Origin of the sequence: Niabella ginsenosidivorans, from assembly GCF_001654455.1 — a bacterium.
In the GTDB taxonomy this organism is placed as follows: Bacteria; Bacteroidota; Bacteroidia; order Chitinophagales; family Chitinophagaceae; genus Niabella; species Niabella ginsenosidivorans.
Genome location: NZ_CP015772.1, coordinates 2,368,927 through 2,383,429, shown reverse-complemented (window position 1 = coordinate 2,383,429; position 14,503 = coordinate 2,368,927). Strand labels below are relative to the sequence as shown.

Genomic DNA, 14,503 nt, shown 5'->3' with positions numbered 1-14,503 from the left:
CTATTAGTGTTAAACAGTGATCTCCGTATTATATAATCTGAACCTTAAGAAGTTGTTATTGCGGTAAAAGCGCTGGCAAGCCTGCCGGAAAAAGAGGCTGCAACCGGCAGAGGGAACCGGGTTAAGCAGGAAACGGTACCTGTGCGCCCGGTTTTACATTTTTTTATGTTCTTTAAAGTAGAATAAGGAATATCTTCGCCGCTGATGAGGCAGCATTTACACCATGTGCGGGATTTTGTTCTTCCCGTGATTGATTTTTTTTACCCGCCTTTTAAGCGTGTAATGCCACTGCAAACCTTCCGTTACGCGGTTTCCGGCGCCGGAAATACTTTTTTAGGATTACTGGCTTATTATATTACTTATAAGTTTCTCCTGGAAGGGCGGGATTTTCATTTTGGGTTCTATGCCTTTAAATCGCATATAGCAGCCCTGGTCGTTTCATTTTTTGTAAGTTTCGTGGTAGGCTTTTTCCTGATGAAATACGTGGTTTTTGACGATAGTAAAATACGGGGCCGGGTGCAATTGTTCCGTTACCTGCTGGTTTGTGTATTTAACCTCACGCTCAACTATGTATTGCTGAAGATATCAGTGGAAAGCTGGCACATTTACCCGGTATTTGCACAGATAGGCACTACAGTTATTGTAGTATTGTTCAGCTACCTGGCCCAACGGCATTTCAGCTTTAAGAAAGATGCAGAGCCCAGCTATCTGGAAGAGGAAGAATGAGGTCCGGAGCTTGAGACCTGAGATCCGTATCGGATCTATCAGGATCAGTTTTTCAGAAGTGAGAAGCAGGCATTGATATGTGCTATTGACTATTGGCCGCGAATGGTTTTCAGCCGGTAGCATTCGGCAGCGAGCCCCATGACCTATAAACTCAGATCCATACCGGAAATGTTCAGTATCAGATTACCATTGCAATAAGCACGCACCGCCAGCCAGTTGGTTTGCGGGAAAATACCGGCTACCGAAATATCATTGACGCTTCCGGTGCCTGATACACCTTTTATAAACTCCTGATTGAGCTGCTGGCGGATATTGTCTTTAACGGTATTCAGCGTTTCTGTAAGATCATATTTTGCCATTTTTTCAATTTCGTGGGTTATCTTTTTTGAAAATAGCCAGTCGGCCGTTTTTAACAGGGCATCCTTCGATTTCAGATCAAAATCCACATCAGTTACCTGTAGTGCCCGGGTATCTGCATAATACAAAGGTTTGCCCGTTACATAAAAAAAGCCGTTGTCTGTTCCTGTGAATTTTACCTGCATGACCAGCCGGTTATCCTGGTTCCCTAATAATCTGCATTCCTGAAATACAAACCGTTTTTTTATAAAAGCTTTGCTGAATACAAATTCTTTTCCTTTGATCTGGCTGGTCAGTATCCTGCTGAGCGAATCATAGTTCATTACCATATCCACATAGACCTGGAAACCTTTTTCCCGGCTGAAATTGCTGATGTGCGGGACCGGTGTAACTACTGCTGCAGGTTTTTCAAAGCGTACAACAGGCTTGGCTGCCAGACCTACACTTAGCTGCAGCAGGTTATTGGCAGTGCTGATGCTGTTGACCCTGATCTTTTGCGGGTTTACCTGTAACCATCCCATGTTACTGACATTATAGGGGCTGTTCAGCCGGTTCCACAGATCCTGAAAGCGAGGTTTTAAGTCGATGCGCCCATAAGCCTTTTCCATAGCTGCTTTTGACTGATCCAGCTCTTTTTTTAACGCATCCAGAATGGAGGATGTAATATCCTGCCCCCAAAAGCACACATTGCAACGATCAAGAGGCTCCGGCTCCCTGCGGGTTACCTGCATCTTAATGGTATAATTGGTAAGTAAAGCAATATCAATGGTGAAACCTACCTTTACCTTCCGTTCGCCCTCTTCAAAGCCGCACTGGCAGGCGGGCGTCCAGGGTGTGATGGCTTTTCCGTTTACACAGCCCCTGGTGGAACCTATGATTTTATAGTACCCCGTAAAAGAAATGTCCAGCGTTGTATTTTTCAGGGAAAACTGAAGGGGGCCTCTTCTGAAACTGTATTTATACCGGATAGCACAGCCATCCTGCACCCAGGCATTGGGAAAATCAGGTGAGGTAAATAAAGTGTCCACTTTTTTATTGGCCAGCGCAAAAAAAGGCGTCAGGTCAATTTGTACCGGGATGTTAATTTCTGATTCCGGCAGGGTTTCTGTTGGATAAACAGGCGGCGACAGGTCTGGTACAGGAGAGGCGATCTGCTCCTGACCATAGCTTACAACCATTATAAGCAGCGCGTATAACAGGAATAAACAATTTTTCATAAAATCAAAATCAGCTGCTAAAATAGGAAAATCATGTATTGCAGCAACATAGTAACAGTTATGCACGGACCAGGGCCGGCACAAGACGGGGGTATAGCTGCGACAGCTCAGTTTTCACCAACAGCCGGATAGGAGCGCTGATAAGTAATTGAACGGCTGTAGTTACCGTACCAGCCGTTTTTCCAGCTCTTCCAGTGAAACACCTTTGGTTTCCGGCACTTTAATGAGCACCCACAGCAATTGCAGGAACATCATAAAAGCAAAAAAGGCAAAGATAGGCCAGGGATTGTCTTTGAATATACCATTGTCTGCATCCAGGAATACAGGCGTTATTAAAGTAATAATGGCGGCAAAGACCCAGTGAATGCTTGCCCCGAAAGACTGGCCCAAGGCACGGATATTGTTAGGGAATATTTCCGATATAAATACCCAGATCACGGCGCCCTGTCCCACCGCGTGGGATGCAATAAATAACAGGAGGAACAGTAACAGGAAGCCTGCAGGAGCACCACTGTAAAAAGACCAGGCTACCATTGCAAGGCTTACAATATAACCTACAGAACCTATAAGCAGCAATGTTTTTCTTCCGAGCCGGTCAATAAGGTAAAGTCCAGCAAATGTAAAGATGAGGTTAGTGCCACCTAAAGCGATGGAGTTCTTTAAAGAATCCCTGGCGGCAAGACCGGCCCGCTCCAGTATCTCAGGCGCATAATATAAAATAAAGTTAATACCAGACCATTGATTGAAAAAAGCTACAAAAAAGGCCAGCCAGATGATCCGTTTGTATTTTGAGCTGAAAAAACCGGCGCCATTCTGTTTCTTATCGGGTGCCGTTTCAAGAGCAGACAGTATGGTTTTTACTTCGTCATCAATGTTCATAACGCCCAGCTTTTGAAGAATGCTTCTTGCAGCGGCCTCATTCCTCTTTTTGGCGATCAGCCATCTGGGGCTTTCCGGAATACCAATGACCAGCAGGGTATACAATAAGGAAGGCAGGGCCATTACTCCCAGCATCCACCGCCAGTCGTTGGCGCCCCCAACCCCCTTTAAAAAATAATTGGAGAGGTACGCGATCAGGATGCCAAACACAATATTGAACTGGTACATGGCTACCAGGCGGCCTCTTGTTGCAGGCGTTGATATTTCTGAAATATACGTTGGCGCGGCAACAGAGGAAATACCAATGCCAACCCCGCCAATAAACCGGAAAAATGAAAACGAATAAGGATCAGGGGCAAAAGCAGACCCGATGGACGACAGGCTGAAGAAGATGCCTACCCAAAGCAATATTTTCTTTCTTCCGTATTTTTCAGTTGGAATGCCGCCAAATATCGCGCCGATCACCGTTCCCCATAATGCCATGGACATAATGAAAAAGCCATGAAACCAGGGAGAGGTATGCCACAATTCTTTTATGGGAAGATTGGCACCGGAAATAACTACCGTATCGAATCCAAAAATAAATCCGGCAAGCGCTGCTATTATTGAAATGCCTAAAAGATTTTGTCCGCCCCTGGCGGCAGATAATGAACCGTTAGATAACTGCATGTTTCAATGCTTTTGCCCGTAAGATACGTATGTTTCGGCATTTGTAAAAGTGAGATTAATTATAGGCCCGGATGGTTGGATAAAGAAGGTGAGATGATTATTTTCGCAGGGTATCATGAAAAAGGTCTATTTGCTCGCTTTATTGCTGCAACTGAAGCTTGCGGCAGCGGCCCAGTTTAATGATTCATTGCATCATTATTTAAACATTAACCTGGCCGGAACATTAAATAATGCTTCCGGCGACAGAAATTATTTGCTCAATAATTTTATAAAGTATAAATATTATAAAAGAAAATCGGAACTGAATTTTAATTCCGGCTGGATCTACGGGAAAAATAAGGACGGGCTTACCAACAATGATTTCAGCACTTCGGTCGACTTTAATATTTACAGGGACACTGCTGCCCGTATTAATTACTGGGGACTGGCAGGTTATACCTCCAGCTATTCCTTAAAGATCAATAACCAGTTCCAGGCAGGGCTGGGAGTGGCCTATAAGCTGGTAGATACAAAACATATGTACCTGCGAGTGAGCGACGGAATACTTTTTGAGCACAGTAACCTGCTGATTAACGATAGCATACCGGATATTTATACAACGTTCCGTAACTCATTGCGGCTCCAGTTAAGGCTGTTTCCTGTGCAAAGAGTTTCGTTCGATGGCACTGCTTTCTGGCAGCCGTCTGTAAAAAATATCGGTGATTATATCATTACCACCCAAATGGGGCTATCCATAAAACTGATGAAATGGCTTTCTTTATCTACACGGCTCAATTATAACCGCATCAGCCGCACGGATAAAGAAAATCTTTTGCTGACCTACGGTATATTGATTGAGCAATATTTCTGATAGCCCATAGTCCATGGTCGATAGTCAATGGTTATGACAGGTCCTATGGTCAATAGGAAGTAAGCAATAAGCAAAACACTGATAAGTGAGCACTTATAACTGAAGACTGAAAGGTCAATAGTGAATAGTTTATTTCAATTCTGAAAACTGACCACTGGGCTCATGGTCGATGGTCCATAGTCCAGGGTCAATTAGCGAATAGGAAGCAGGAATCTGGGTATAAGGCAAAGCTGACAACTAATGACTGATAGCTGAGATTTCGATTCTGAAAACTGATCACTAAAAACAATTCTTCATAGTTACGGGTATCTCAGGTCTCACATCTCAATTCTCTATTGTCACTGGTAAATAAAATAATAGACAAATACAAGGATTACTGTATGGATCAACGCTACAATGAAAAAGTTCTTGCTCATTGTGATCCCTTTTATAAAATTAATAACTGCAAGCAGGGCTATCAATACCATAAAAAAAATAACTGCCATACTTCCCATTCCCAGATCGTTGCCATCCCCGTCCGGGCTTAACTTGGCAAATGCAAACACGATGAGGAAAGCTATTACATAGAAAAGAGCTATGAGAATAATTGTTTTCTTCATGATAAGCGTCATTTAAGATCAGGGATTATAGTTATACAAAAACCACAAACTCCATGCTAAAATGTAATTATGTAATTGTTTTTTAACAGATGAACTGCTGTCTGTGCCTTTAAATGATCTCACAGGCAGTAATTCATTTATCGGTTTCAATAAAGAATAGTTGCCGTGTGTTCAATGATATTAATACTACTCTATAACCCACCAGGAATAAGCATGGGGTGCTAATACAACAGGTAGTTCAATCTCAAAGTTCCTGTTTAGCCGGTAGGTTTGTAACGGGCCTTCTTTTTCACGGACACGGGCGGTACTGGTAAGGCCCGTATAATAAAGCGGGAGTTGAATGGTCAGTTGTAAGGACCGGTCTGTTGGGTTGAACAATAACAGTAACCCTCTTTCCTTTTGTAAAGGATCTGTATGCAGCCAGCCATCCCAGTATCTTCCGTCGGCACGGCGTAAATGTATGATCGGTGCATTTAAGACTGAACGGTATTTTTTATACCAACTGATCACCGCGGTTACACGTTCTTTGGTTGTGTTGGTATCATAGAGCCTTGGCCCGCGGTAACAGGCCTGCACCCCTGCACCATAGTATTGCATCATCAGTTGCTCATAATCATCCAGATGTTCAGAAAGAGGCTCCAGTATGGCTTCGGGCCCACCACCCTGGTAACGGGTCAATGGTACAAAGCCCCAGCCCATAGAAGGCAGCTTATCCCAGGTACCGTCAAAGATATTCTGCCGGTTCAGTATTTTCTGCTGATCGCGGGGCAATGAAAAATTAACTTCCCGGTAACCCAGGGCAATTTTATTGGTGCCGTCCAGAAAATACCAGTCTGGTGCATTAATATAAATGCCCCTGCTGTTGAGCCAGTGATATAATTCTTTCTGAAGCTCCATTTGCCGCCACTGACTATCCTCAAGCCCTTTATGGCCGGGGTGTTTCACAGAAGCGCAGCGGTCACCGGGATAAGGCCCGTCATTTTCCCAGATATCAAAGCCGGTTACTGTAAAGAATTGTTTTATTTTATTACGGTAAGCAAGCCCCCATTTACTACCAAAACATGGCGCATTCCCAAAAAAACTACCACCGGTCTTACCGGTTTGCGGATTGATAACATCATCTTCTTCGCTGATCTTTCTTGAGCTGAATAAAGAGTATGCGCCTATTTTAATTCCTTTTTTATGCGCATAGCCGGCCAGCTTTTTGCATCGTTCCAGGTTGCCGCCAGTAACATCTTCCATGTTGATGTGGCTGCCAAAACTCAGGATCAGCGCTTCATATCCTGTAGCGGCGCATTGGTCTATTGCATTATAAACCTCATTGTCATTTTTGCTTACCAGGTGCATGAATATCGGGTTTGCTGTGGCCCAGGGCGCGATAGTGCTGTACATTTTCTGGATAGCCATTCCCCGCCGCTGACGGTCATAACTGTCCATGGCCAGTTCATAAGTTCTTACAGAAGTGAAAATCGCATTCGGCTGCAGGTCAATACCCGGGCCATATTCAGGATATACTTCCAGCAGACAGGGCGTTTGCAGTTCATAATTTACCTGCGAAGTATAACTGCTGTCCGTTTTCCAGTGTGTGGTCTGATCGCTCAGGCTATACCGCATAGCATTGTTAAACGCGTAGTTGGTCTCCAGGTATAAGCCACTAGGCTTTTCCATTTTATCTGCACTTCCTGTTACGGCACTTTGTTCCTCTGCCATACCCAGTATTTCGTTCACTACACGGTTCAAATGAACCGGCTGGCCCGATTGATTGCAAATGCTCAGCCATTTTACAATGAGAGGCAGTCCATCATATAATTCATAATGCATAAGAACAATAATACCCTTTAAACCGGGCAAACCGGATTGATAATGAAATGTAAGTAATTTACCGGTAGCCGCCTTGCTATTGGAAGCCCACATTTTTGTTTGCGGATGCAGATAAGGAGGCAGTTCGCTGACTTCGTATTTCACAAATATAAAATCACTGTCGTGTTTTTGAAAGGCATCTACCCATTCCGACAGAAGATAGGCATTTTCTTTCTGCCCATACAGGCCGCCTATATTATAATCGGTACCGTTGATCGTAATGCGGGCTTCGGCTTTCACGGCTCTTAACAGTTGCTGATTATTGATCTTGTTTTTAAAATCAATACAGGCTACATTAGGGTAAAGGCGGAATCTGCGCTCAATCAGCCCGTTATCCAGAACGATCTCCTTTTTATCAGGAGTACCGTAAACTCCGGCTTTATTTGTTACAGGCGCTACCAGCCAGTCTTTTTCGTTCCACCGGTTCTGGCTTTCATTCCAAACCGGCAATTGCTGGGCTTTTAAGAAAGAATAGAAAGAAAATAACAAAAGCACGGCACACAATCTCTTCATTGCATATAAGGTTTCGTACCCTGCAAGATACTATGTATACTGCTAATGCAGCCATGCACAGTGCAGAACGGACAGCCGGCACCAGTAAAATACCATTCTGTACTTTTCAAATGGGCATAAATAGCGCCGTTGGGCTTATTCGTGTACCTGCCGTTAGGTCAGGTAATCCCGTAGTGTAACAATTATAGCCTGTTTCCTTCTTTTGGAAAAACAATGGTAGGCTTGTGTTTTTTGGCTTCCTCAAAATCCATAGCGGCATAGGAAATAATGATGACAATATCTCCTACCTGGGCTTTGCGGGCGGCAGGGCCGTTCAGGCATACCGTCCCGGAACCACGCCTCCCTTTGATAACATAGGTTTCCAGGCGCTCACCGTTGTTCACATTTACTACCTGAACTTTTTCATTTTCAATTAAATTGGCAGCGTCCATCAGGTCCTCATCAATGGTAATGCTGCCCATATAATTTAAAAAAGCCTCGGTAACGGTGGCCCTGTGTATCTTAGATTTAAAGACTTCTATAAACATGGGGTGCAAAATTACAGTTTTCCTGTACTATCCTGTTAAAAAATGGTTTATAGTTAACAAATCCTAAGTACGTTTAGTTGTAAATAATATTGTAAATTCGTACTTTATTGGATATATTTTAAGACACATTAAATACCATGAAATCGTTTTTTGCTACGGCCGGATTTGTTCTGTTGATGACATCAGCACATGCTCAAAAGAAATTAACTGCAACAGCTTCCTCCAGGGGTGCTGTGGTAACGCACGTTGTTACATCGGGTGAATCATTGAATTATTTAAGTAAAAAATACAATGTTCCCCTTACTGCATTGGCAAAAGCAAATGGCCTGAAAACCAGCCAGGGTTTAAAAACAGGCGCTGTTATTAAAGTGCCGCTTACGGCAAACAATCTTACCCGGTCAAAAAAGGGAATACCGGTTTATTATGAGGTGTCCGGTAAAGATAATCTGACCACTATCAGCCATAAGTTCAACGGCGTAGCTGTTAAGACCCTAAAAAGCTGGAACAATCTGAAAAAGGATGTGGTTGTAAAAGGCCAGGATCTGCTGGTAGGTTATCTGGTAAATAATGCAGCCAGTAAGGATGATAAAACAGATGACCAAAAGAAAAGTGATGCTGTTGCCCAAAAGGAGCAGAAAAAAGGAAAAGCTGCAACAGGCAAAAGCATAGAGGTAGGAACGGCCATCAATATACGAAAGAAGCCCGGCACCGATCAGCCTATTGTTGGCAGGATCGAAAAGGATGAAACGGTTACTATTATTAAGCAGGTCAATAAGGAATGGTCATCTGTCCGCACCGGTAAGGGAGTGGAAGGCTACGCGGCCACCCAATACCTGGTGCCGGCATCCAATGTAAACGAAGAACCGGCAAAGCCGGCTACCGAAAAAGTACAGGTAGGAACCGCAATCAATGTACGCAAAGGCCCCGGCACTGACCAGCCCATTGTTGGCAGGATTGAAAAAGATGAAACCGTTACTATTATTAAGCAGGTTGATAAAGAGTGGTCTTCGGTTCGTACCAGTAAAGGGATTGAAGGCTATGCGGCTACCCAGTATCTGACACCGGCACCCGCAGCGAATGAAAACGAAAATACGGCTAAGACAACTGTTCAAAAAGTGCAGGTAGGAACAGCCGTCAATGTGCGTAAAGGCCCTGGCACCGACCAACCTGTTGTAGGCAGGATCGAAAAAGATGAAACGATTTCCATTATTAAGCAGGTTAATGATGAGTGGTCGTCTGTGCGCACCAGCAATGGTGTTGAGGGCTATGCGGCTACCCAATACCTGGTGCCGGCGCCGGCCGGAAATGAGACGGCAGCCAAACCGGAAGCCCAAAAAGTAACAGTGGGTACAGCCGTAAATCTCCGTAAAGGCCCGGGTACTGATCAGCCCGTAATTGGGAGAATACAGAAAGACGAAACCATCACGATCCTGAAACAGGTGAATGGTGAATGGTCTTCCGTGCGTACAGGCAGCGGGGTGGAAGGCTATGCGGCTACGCAATACCTTACACCGGGCAATGAAGCAACTGCGCAAAATAATGAAGAAGTAGCCGCAGTTAAAAAGCCGGAAACGGCTACCCGCTCCAATACCCGTACAAACCAGGAAGTGTCTTCCGCACCTGTGGCAGACGTAACGCCTGCAGCAGCCAATTATGATCAGAGCGGCTTTTTTAAAACTGCCTATGAAAGTCAGAGCGGGAATGCTTCTACAACCGATCAACCGGTACGTGCCGGTACCTTTAAGACAGATAAAGGATGGGCCGATGGTAAATATTATGCACTTATTGATGGTGTGCCCGCAGGTACTATTGTAAAATTATCCAATCCCGGTAACAATACTTCCATTTATGCTAAAGTATTAGGTGATGTAAAAAGCCTGAAGCAAAAAGATCAGCTGGGCGCCCGCATCAGCGATGCTGCTGCCACTGCTTTACGAATCAATGAAAGCGATTTTGACCTGGTAGTTACGCATTAACAATATTGAAACCAAAGGGTAGAAGGAGTGCTCAAAAAGACTCCTTTTTTCATTTGCAGTTGTATTGTAACCAAAAATATAAAAGATTTCCATTTTACGTCAATAGAAGTGCTAACGGCCTATAATTTCTTAGCAAATATAGTAATGGATAATAACGTTCTGTTTGGTTTAAAAGATGAACTAAGGGAACCGACCTATTTAAACTGGTAACCTCTCAGGAAATCATCAATCAGCATCTTTTTTTTACCTTCCAGTTGTACTTCCTTTAAATATAGATATCCGTCAGCACATGCAAAAGCCAGAAACGTTTTACCATCGGTTTTATATTCTCCCGGATCCTCATCAGGGTGTAGCTGCCCAACAACAGCTTTAAAGATCTTCAGCTTTTTTCCGTTCAGATAAGTGAAGGCACCCGGATAGGGTGAAAGGCCGCGTACCAGGTTGTATACCTGCTCCACGGGCTTATTAAAACTGATCAGGCAGGTTTCAGTAAATAACTTTGGTGCATGATGTACTGATGCTCCTGCGGGTATTATTTGAGGGGTTTCTGTAATGGTACCGTCTGCTATTCCTTTTATTGTTTTTACCAGTAACTGTGAGCCTGTTTTCTTCATGGTGTCATGTACCGTTCCGGCAGTATCTTCCGTACCAATCGGAAACGATTCCTGTAGCAGGATGTTGCCGGTATCAATTTCATGCTGTAATCTGAACGTCGTTACCCCGGTTTCTTTTTCACCATTGATCACTGCCCAGTTAATGGGGGCCGCTCCACGGTATTGCGGCAGCAGTGATCCATGCAGGTTAATAGTTCCCATAGGCGGCATATTCCATACGATCTCTGGCAGCATCCTGAACGCAACACATACCTGTAAATCCGCTTTCAGTGAGCGCAGGGCATTTAAAAAATCAGGGTTTTTTAGCTTTTCCGGCTGCAATACCGGCAAACCCTTTTGAACAGCATATTTTTTTACCGGGCTTTGCTGCAATTCCATCCCACGGCCTGCGGGTTTATCCGGTGCTGTAATTACGCCAACAACAGTACATCCTGCATGCAGTAACGCTTCCAGGCTGGCTACTGCAAATTCAGGGGTTCCCATAAATACAATACGCAATTCTTGATATAGCATGCTGCGAAAATAACAAGAAAATACGGGGATATATTATTTTTAATTGGGTAAAGAAGCGCATAGCGCTATTTACCAGATTGTTATTGGCATAAACCATTATAGCGCTTCATCCCCGATGGCCGTGGAAATACAGCCCCGACGCCTCAAATTATGGCATCTGGCTAAAAATGGTTACCTTGCCTTTCAAATAAGTTTTTTCATTTTTAAATTCATTCAATGCAACAAGCAAAAAAGGGCGATAAGGTAAAGGTACATTATCATGGCAAACTGACTACCGGAGAAACCTTCGATTCTTCAGAGGGAAGAGATCCGTTACCTTTTGAAATCGGGAGCGGCATGGTTATTAAAGGTTTTGATGAGGGGGTAACCGGCATGACAGTTGGCGAAAAAAAGACCATCACCATTCCTGCTGACGAAGCATACGGGCAGGTAAACCCTGATATGGTAATCGAAATGCCCAAAGATCGCCTGCCTAAAGACATGGAAGTGGAAGTAGGTATGCCATTGGTGATGAGCGATCCGCAGGGACAGCAGTTCCAGGTAGTGGTAAAAGAGATCACCGATGATAAAATCGTACTGGATGCTAACCATCCGTTAGCCGGAAAGGATCTTGTTTTTGATCTGGAACTGGTGGAAATTGAAGGAGGCAGCCCGTTGATCATTATGCCATAAATTGAGCAAAACACTATTGATAAAGCAGCTTTCAGGAGCTGCTTTTATATTGCTTTAAAGTTAATGTAACATTATATAATGTATTGATTTAAAATATTTAATTTTTATTTATATTAAATTTAATTTAATATTGCGATGTATGGATGCAGACTATAGTTTTACGGTTGCAGAGCGGTTTTTACAATATGTAACTATTGATACCCAAAGTGATCCCCACTCAACAACTGTTCCTTCTACTGAAAAACAAAAAGAGCTGGGCAGGGTTTTGGCAGATGAGCTAAGATCTATGGGAGTAGCCGATGCTGAGCTGGATGATCAGGGGTATGTTTATGCCACCCTTCCTTCCACATCTGATAAAAAGGTTCCGGTGATCTGCTTTTGCAGTCATATGGATACCTCATCAGATTGTTCAGGTACCCATGTAAAACCGATTGTTCATCAGAATTATGACGGAAAAGATATTGTATTACCGGACGATCCAAAGCAGGTCATCCGGCCGGCAGATCATCCTTACCTGAAAACAAAAAAAGGAGAAGATATCATCACCGCTTCCGGCACCACGCTCCTGGGGGCAGATGATAAGGCTGGTGTGGCTATTATAATGGATCTGGCCCATTATTTAACAACGCACCCGGAGGTAAAGCATGGAACGATCCGGATCCTTTTTACGCCGGATGAAGAGATTGGCCGGGGCGTGGATCATGTAAACCTGGAGCGCCTGGGGGCTGATTTTGGATATACACTGGACGGTGGTGAAAGGGGCAGCTATACAGATGAAACCTTTAGCGCTAATGGTGCTACGGTTACCTTTTATGGCAACAGCATTCACCCGGGATATGCAAAGAACAAACTGGTAAATGCTATGAAAGTTGCTGCCACCTTCCTGGATCTGTTGCCGAAAGATTCATTCAGCCCGGAAACCACTGAAGACAGGGAGGGATTTGTGCACCCGGTTCATATGGAAGGAACCGCCGAAAAAGCCGTGGTTTCCTTTATTATCCGTGATTTTGAAACGGCCCGGCTAAAGTTGCATGAAGCACGGCTGGAGCAGTTTGCCAAACAGGCCGTTGGAAGGTATACCGGCAGCCGGTATGAATTTGAAAGCAAGGAGCAATACCGCAATATGAAAGAAATTGTGGACAGGCACCCGGAGATTGGGGAATATGTAAAAACAGCTATGGAAAGAAGTGGTGTTGTTTTTAAAAAGCACAGCGCCAGGGGCGGTACAGACGGGTCCCGCCTGTCTTTTATGGGCGTTCCTTTTCCGGATATCTTTACGGGTGAAATGGCTTTTCACGGAAAACAGGAATATGTAAGCATCCAGGATATGCAGAAGTCCGTGGAAACGCTGATCCATCTTGTACAGGTCTGGGAAGAAAAATCTTCTTAGCAAAAAATAACAAAATCATTCATTACAACGTTAAACAATAAATGACAAGCTTATGGACGTAAATCCTCTGTACATCATCGGGGCGATTGTTTTAATAACCATCCTCAGCGGGCTGTTTACCATTAACCAGGGGTATATTGGTGTAATCACATTGTTTGGAGGCTACCGCCGGATAGTGGGGCCTGGTCTGCATTTGAAGATCCCCTTTTTTGAGCGGGTCATGAAAAAGATTTCCATTCAGAACCGTTCGGTTGAACTGGAGTTCCAGGCGGTTACCCAGGACCAGGCAAATGTTTATTTCAAAAGCATGCTGTTGTATGCAGTGCAAAATGAATCAGAGGAAACCATTAAGAAAGTAGCGTTCAAATTTATCGGCGACCGCGATCTGATGCAGGCGTTGGTAAGAACTATTGAAGGGAATATACGGGCTTTTGTGGCAACAAAGAAGCAGGCAGAAGTATTGGGACTGCGCCGTGAAATTGTGCAATACGTAAAGGTAGAAATCGACCATACCCTGGAAGAATGGGGTTACCATCTGCTGGACCTTCAGATCAATGATATCACTTTTGATAAAATGATTCTTGATTCCATGAGCAAGGTGGTGGCCAGCAATAACCTGAAAGCAGCCGCAGAAAATGAAGGCCAGGCCTTGTTGATCACCAAAACCAAATCGGCCGAAGCAGAAGGAAATGCTATAAAGATCAGCGCTGAAGCAGAGAGGGAGGCCGCAAAATTAAGAGGGCAGGGTATTGCCCTGTTCCGGGAAGAAGTGGCAAAGGGGCTGTCTTCCGCGGCAGTGGAGCTGCGCCAGGCCAACCTGGACACCAATTTTATTTTGTTCAGCATGTGGACAGAAGCCATTAAGAACTTTGCGGAATACGGAAAAGGGAATGTTATTTTCCTTGACGGAAGCACAGAAGGAATGGAGCACACCATGAAACAGTTCCAGGCTATGATGATGCGTTCCGGAGCTCCTGCTGCCCAGCAGCAAAACCAGCCCTAAACATTTATGACAACGGTTCTGATTCCTGAGAACAGTTTTATAAAAAATGGCTGGCGATGGTGCCAGCCTGGTGTTCATAAGTATTAGCGCTTACGCGTTCAATCTCCTGTACAGGGAGCAATGTATTTACAAAGCGGT

At 44.2% G+C, this 14,503-nt stretch carries 12 protein-coding genes; 6 read left to right on the top strand and 6 right to left on the bottom strand.

Going from position 1 to position 14,503, the window contains the following annotated elements; genetic code table 11:
• Window positions 1–204 precede the first annotated feature (204 nt).
• Window positions 205–726: a GtrA family protein gene (locus A8C56_RS09915; RefSeq protein ID WP_067755213.1), complete on the top strand. Its 522-nt coding sequence runs from the start codon at window positions 205–207 to the stop codon at window positions 724–726.
• A 143-nt stretch (window positions 727–869) separates the two neighbouring features.
• Here A8C56_RS09915 and A8C56_RS09910 read toward each other — a convergent pair whose 3' ends face one another.
• Both A8C56_RS09910 and A8C56_RS09905 read right to left on the bottom strand, forming a co-directional pair.
• Window positions 870–2,300 (bottom strand): DUF4403 family protein, encoded by a 1,431-nt coding sequence (locus A8C56_RS09910; protein WP_067761841.1) that lies wholly within the window; start codon window positions 2,298–2,300, stop codon window positions 870–872.
• Window positions 2,301–2,462: 162 nt separating this feature from the next.
• The gene (locus A8C56_RS09905; RefSeq protein WP_067755210.1) at window positions 2,463–3,848 is read right to left on the bottom strand and encodes a sugar porter family MFS transporter; all 1,386 of its coding nucleotides are present in this window, start codon (window positions 3,846–3,848) and stop codon (window positions 2,463–2,465) included.
• A gap of 115 nt (window positions 3,849–3,963) precedes the next feature.
• On the opposite strand from A8C56_RS09905, the gene A8C56_RS09900 reads away from it, so the two are divergent.
• The gene (locus A8C56_RS09900) at window positions 3,964–4,698 is read left to right on the top strand and encodes a DUF481 domain-containing protein (RefSeq protein ID WP_067755207.1); all 735 of its coding nucleotides are present in this window, start codon (window positions 3,964–3,966) and stop codon (window positions 4,696–4,698) included.
• A 338-nt stretch (window positions 4,699–5,036) separates the two neighbouring features.
• Here the strand turns inward: A8C56_RS09900 and A8C56_RS09895 are convergent, their stop codons facing one another.
• From A8C56_RS09895 to panD, 3 genes are all read right to left on the bottom strand, one after another.
• A complete protein-coding gene (locus tag A8C56_RS09895; protein ID WP_067761839.1) occupies window positions 5,037–5,297 on the bottom strand; it encodes a hypothetical protein in 261 nt (86 codons plus the stop codon).
• Window positions 5,298–5,483: 186 nt separating this feature from the next.
• Window positions 5,484–7,670, bottom strand: coding sequence for an alpha-galactosidase (locus A8C56_RS09890; protein ID WP_067755205.1), 2,187 nt, complete (start codon window positions 7,668–7,670; stop codon window positions 5,484–5,486).
• Between the two features lie 182 nt (window positions 7,671–7,852).
• Window positions 7,853–8,197 carry an aspartate 1-decarboxylase gene (gene panD / locus A8C56_RS09885; RefSeq protein ID WP_067755202.1) on the bottom strand — a complete coding sequence of 115 codons (345 nt, stop codon included), beginning with the start codon at window positions 8,195–8,197 and terminating at the stop codon, window positions 7,853–7,855.
• Window positions 8,198–8,334: 137 nt separating this feature from the next.
• On the opposite strand from panD, the gene A8C56_RS09880 reads away from it, so the two are divergent.
• Window positions 8,335–10,173 carry an SH3 domain-containing protein gene (locus A8C56_RS09880; protein ID WP_084490146.1) on the top strand — a complete coding sequence of 613 codons (1,839 nt, stop codon included), beginning with the start codon at window positions 8,335–8,337 and terminating at the stop codon, window positions 10,171–10,173.
• 194 nt (window positions 10,174–10,367) lie between these two features.
• Here the strand turns inward: A8C56_RS09880 and fmt are convergent, their stop codons facing one another.
• On the bottom strand, window positions 10,368–11,300 hold the full coding sequence (fmt, locus tag A8C56_RS09875; protein ID WP_245645825.1) for a methionyl-tRNA formyltransferase: 933 nt from the start codon (window positions 11,298–11,300) through the stop codon (window positions 10,368–10,370).
• A 216-nt stretch (window positions 11,301–11,516) separates the two neighbouring features.
• Between fmt and A8C56_RS09870 the strand changes: the two genes are divergently transcribed.
• The 3 genes from A8C56_RS09870 (at window position 11,517) to A8C56_RS09860 (ending at window position 14,365) form a co-directional block, all read left to right on the top strand.
• Window positions 11,517–11,972, top strand: coding sequence for an FKBP-type peptidyl-prolyl cis-trans isomerase (locus A8C56_RS09870; protein WP_067755196.1), 456 nt, complete (start codon window positions 11,517–11,519; stop codon window positions 11,970–11,972).
• A 139-nt stretch (window positions 11,973–12,111) separates the two neighbouring features.
• The gene (pepT, locus tag A8C56_RS09865) at window positions 12,112–13,362 is read left to right on the top strand and encodes a peptidase T (protein WP_067755193.1); all 1,251 of its coding nucleotides are present in this window, start codon (window positions 12,112–12,114) and stop codon (window positions 13,360–13,362) included.
• A 52-nt stretch (window positions 13,363–13,414) separates the two neighbouring features.
• Window positions 13,415–14,365, top strand: coding sequence for an SPFH domain-containing protein (locus A8C56_RS09860; RefSeq protein WP_067755189.1), 951 nt, complete (start codon window positions 13,415–13,417; stop codon window positions 14,363–14,365).
• The last annotated feature ends 138 nt before the right edge of the window (window positions 14,366–14,503 follow it).

Excerpts from the sequence above, each read along its gene's own strand:
- A8C56_RS09880 (WP_084490146.1), top strand. The coding sequence starts at position 8,335 with ATGAAATCGTTTTTTGCTACGGCCGGATTTGTTCTGTTGATGACATCA.
- A8C56_RS09895 (WP_067761839.1), bottom strand. The coding sequence starts at position 5,297 with ATGAAGAAAACAATTATTCTCATAGCTCTTTTCTATGTAATAGCTTTC.
- A8C56_RS09900 (WP_067755207.1), top strand. The coding sequence starts at position 3,964 with ATGAAAAAGGTCTATTTGCTCGCTTTATTGCTGCAACTGAAGCTTGCG.
- A8C56_RS09910 (WP_067761841.1), bottom strand. The coding sequence starts at position 2,300 with ATGAAAAATTGTTTATTCCTGTTATACGCGCTGCTTATAATGGTTGTA.
- A8C56_RS09870 (WP_067755196.1), top strand. The coding sequence starts at position 11,517 with ATGCAACAAGCAAAAAAGGGCGATAAGGTAAAGGTACATTATCATGGC.
- A8C56_RS09905 (WP_067755210.1), bottom strand. The coding sequence starts at position 3,848 with ATGCAGTTATCTAACGGTTCATTATCTGCCGCCAGGGGCGGACAAAAT.
- fmt (WP_245645825.1), bottom strand. The coding sequence starts at position 11,300 with ATGCTATATCAAGAATTGCGTATTGTATTTATGGGAACCCCTGAATTT.
- A8C56_RS09860 (WP_067755189.1), top strand. The coding sequence starts at position 13,415 with ATGGACGTAAATCCTCTGTACATCATCGGGGCGATTGTTTTAATAACC.
- A8C56_RS09890 (WP_067755205.1), bottom strand. The coding sequence starts at position 7,670 with ATGAAGAGATTGTGTGCCGTGCTTTTGTTATTTTCTTTCTATTCTTTC.
- panD (WP_067755202.1), bottom strand. The coding sequence starts at position 8,197 with ATGTTTATAGAAGTCTTTAAATCTAAGATACACAGGGCCACCGTTACC.
- pepT (WP_067755193.1), top strand. The coding sequence starts at position 12,112 with ATGGATGCAGACTATAGTTTTACGGTTGCAGAGCGGTTTTTACAATAT.
- A8C56_RS09915 (WP_067755213.1), top strand. The coding sequence starts at position 205 with ATGAGGCAGCATTTACACCATGTGCGGGATTTTGTTCTTCCCGTGATT.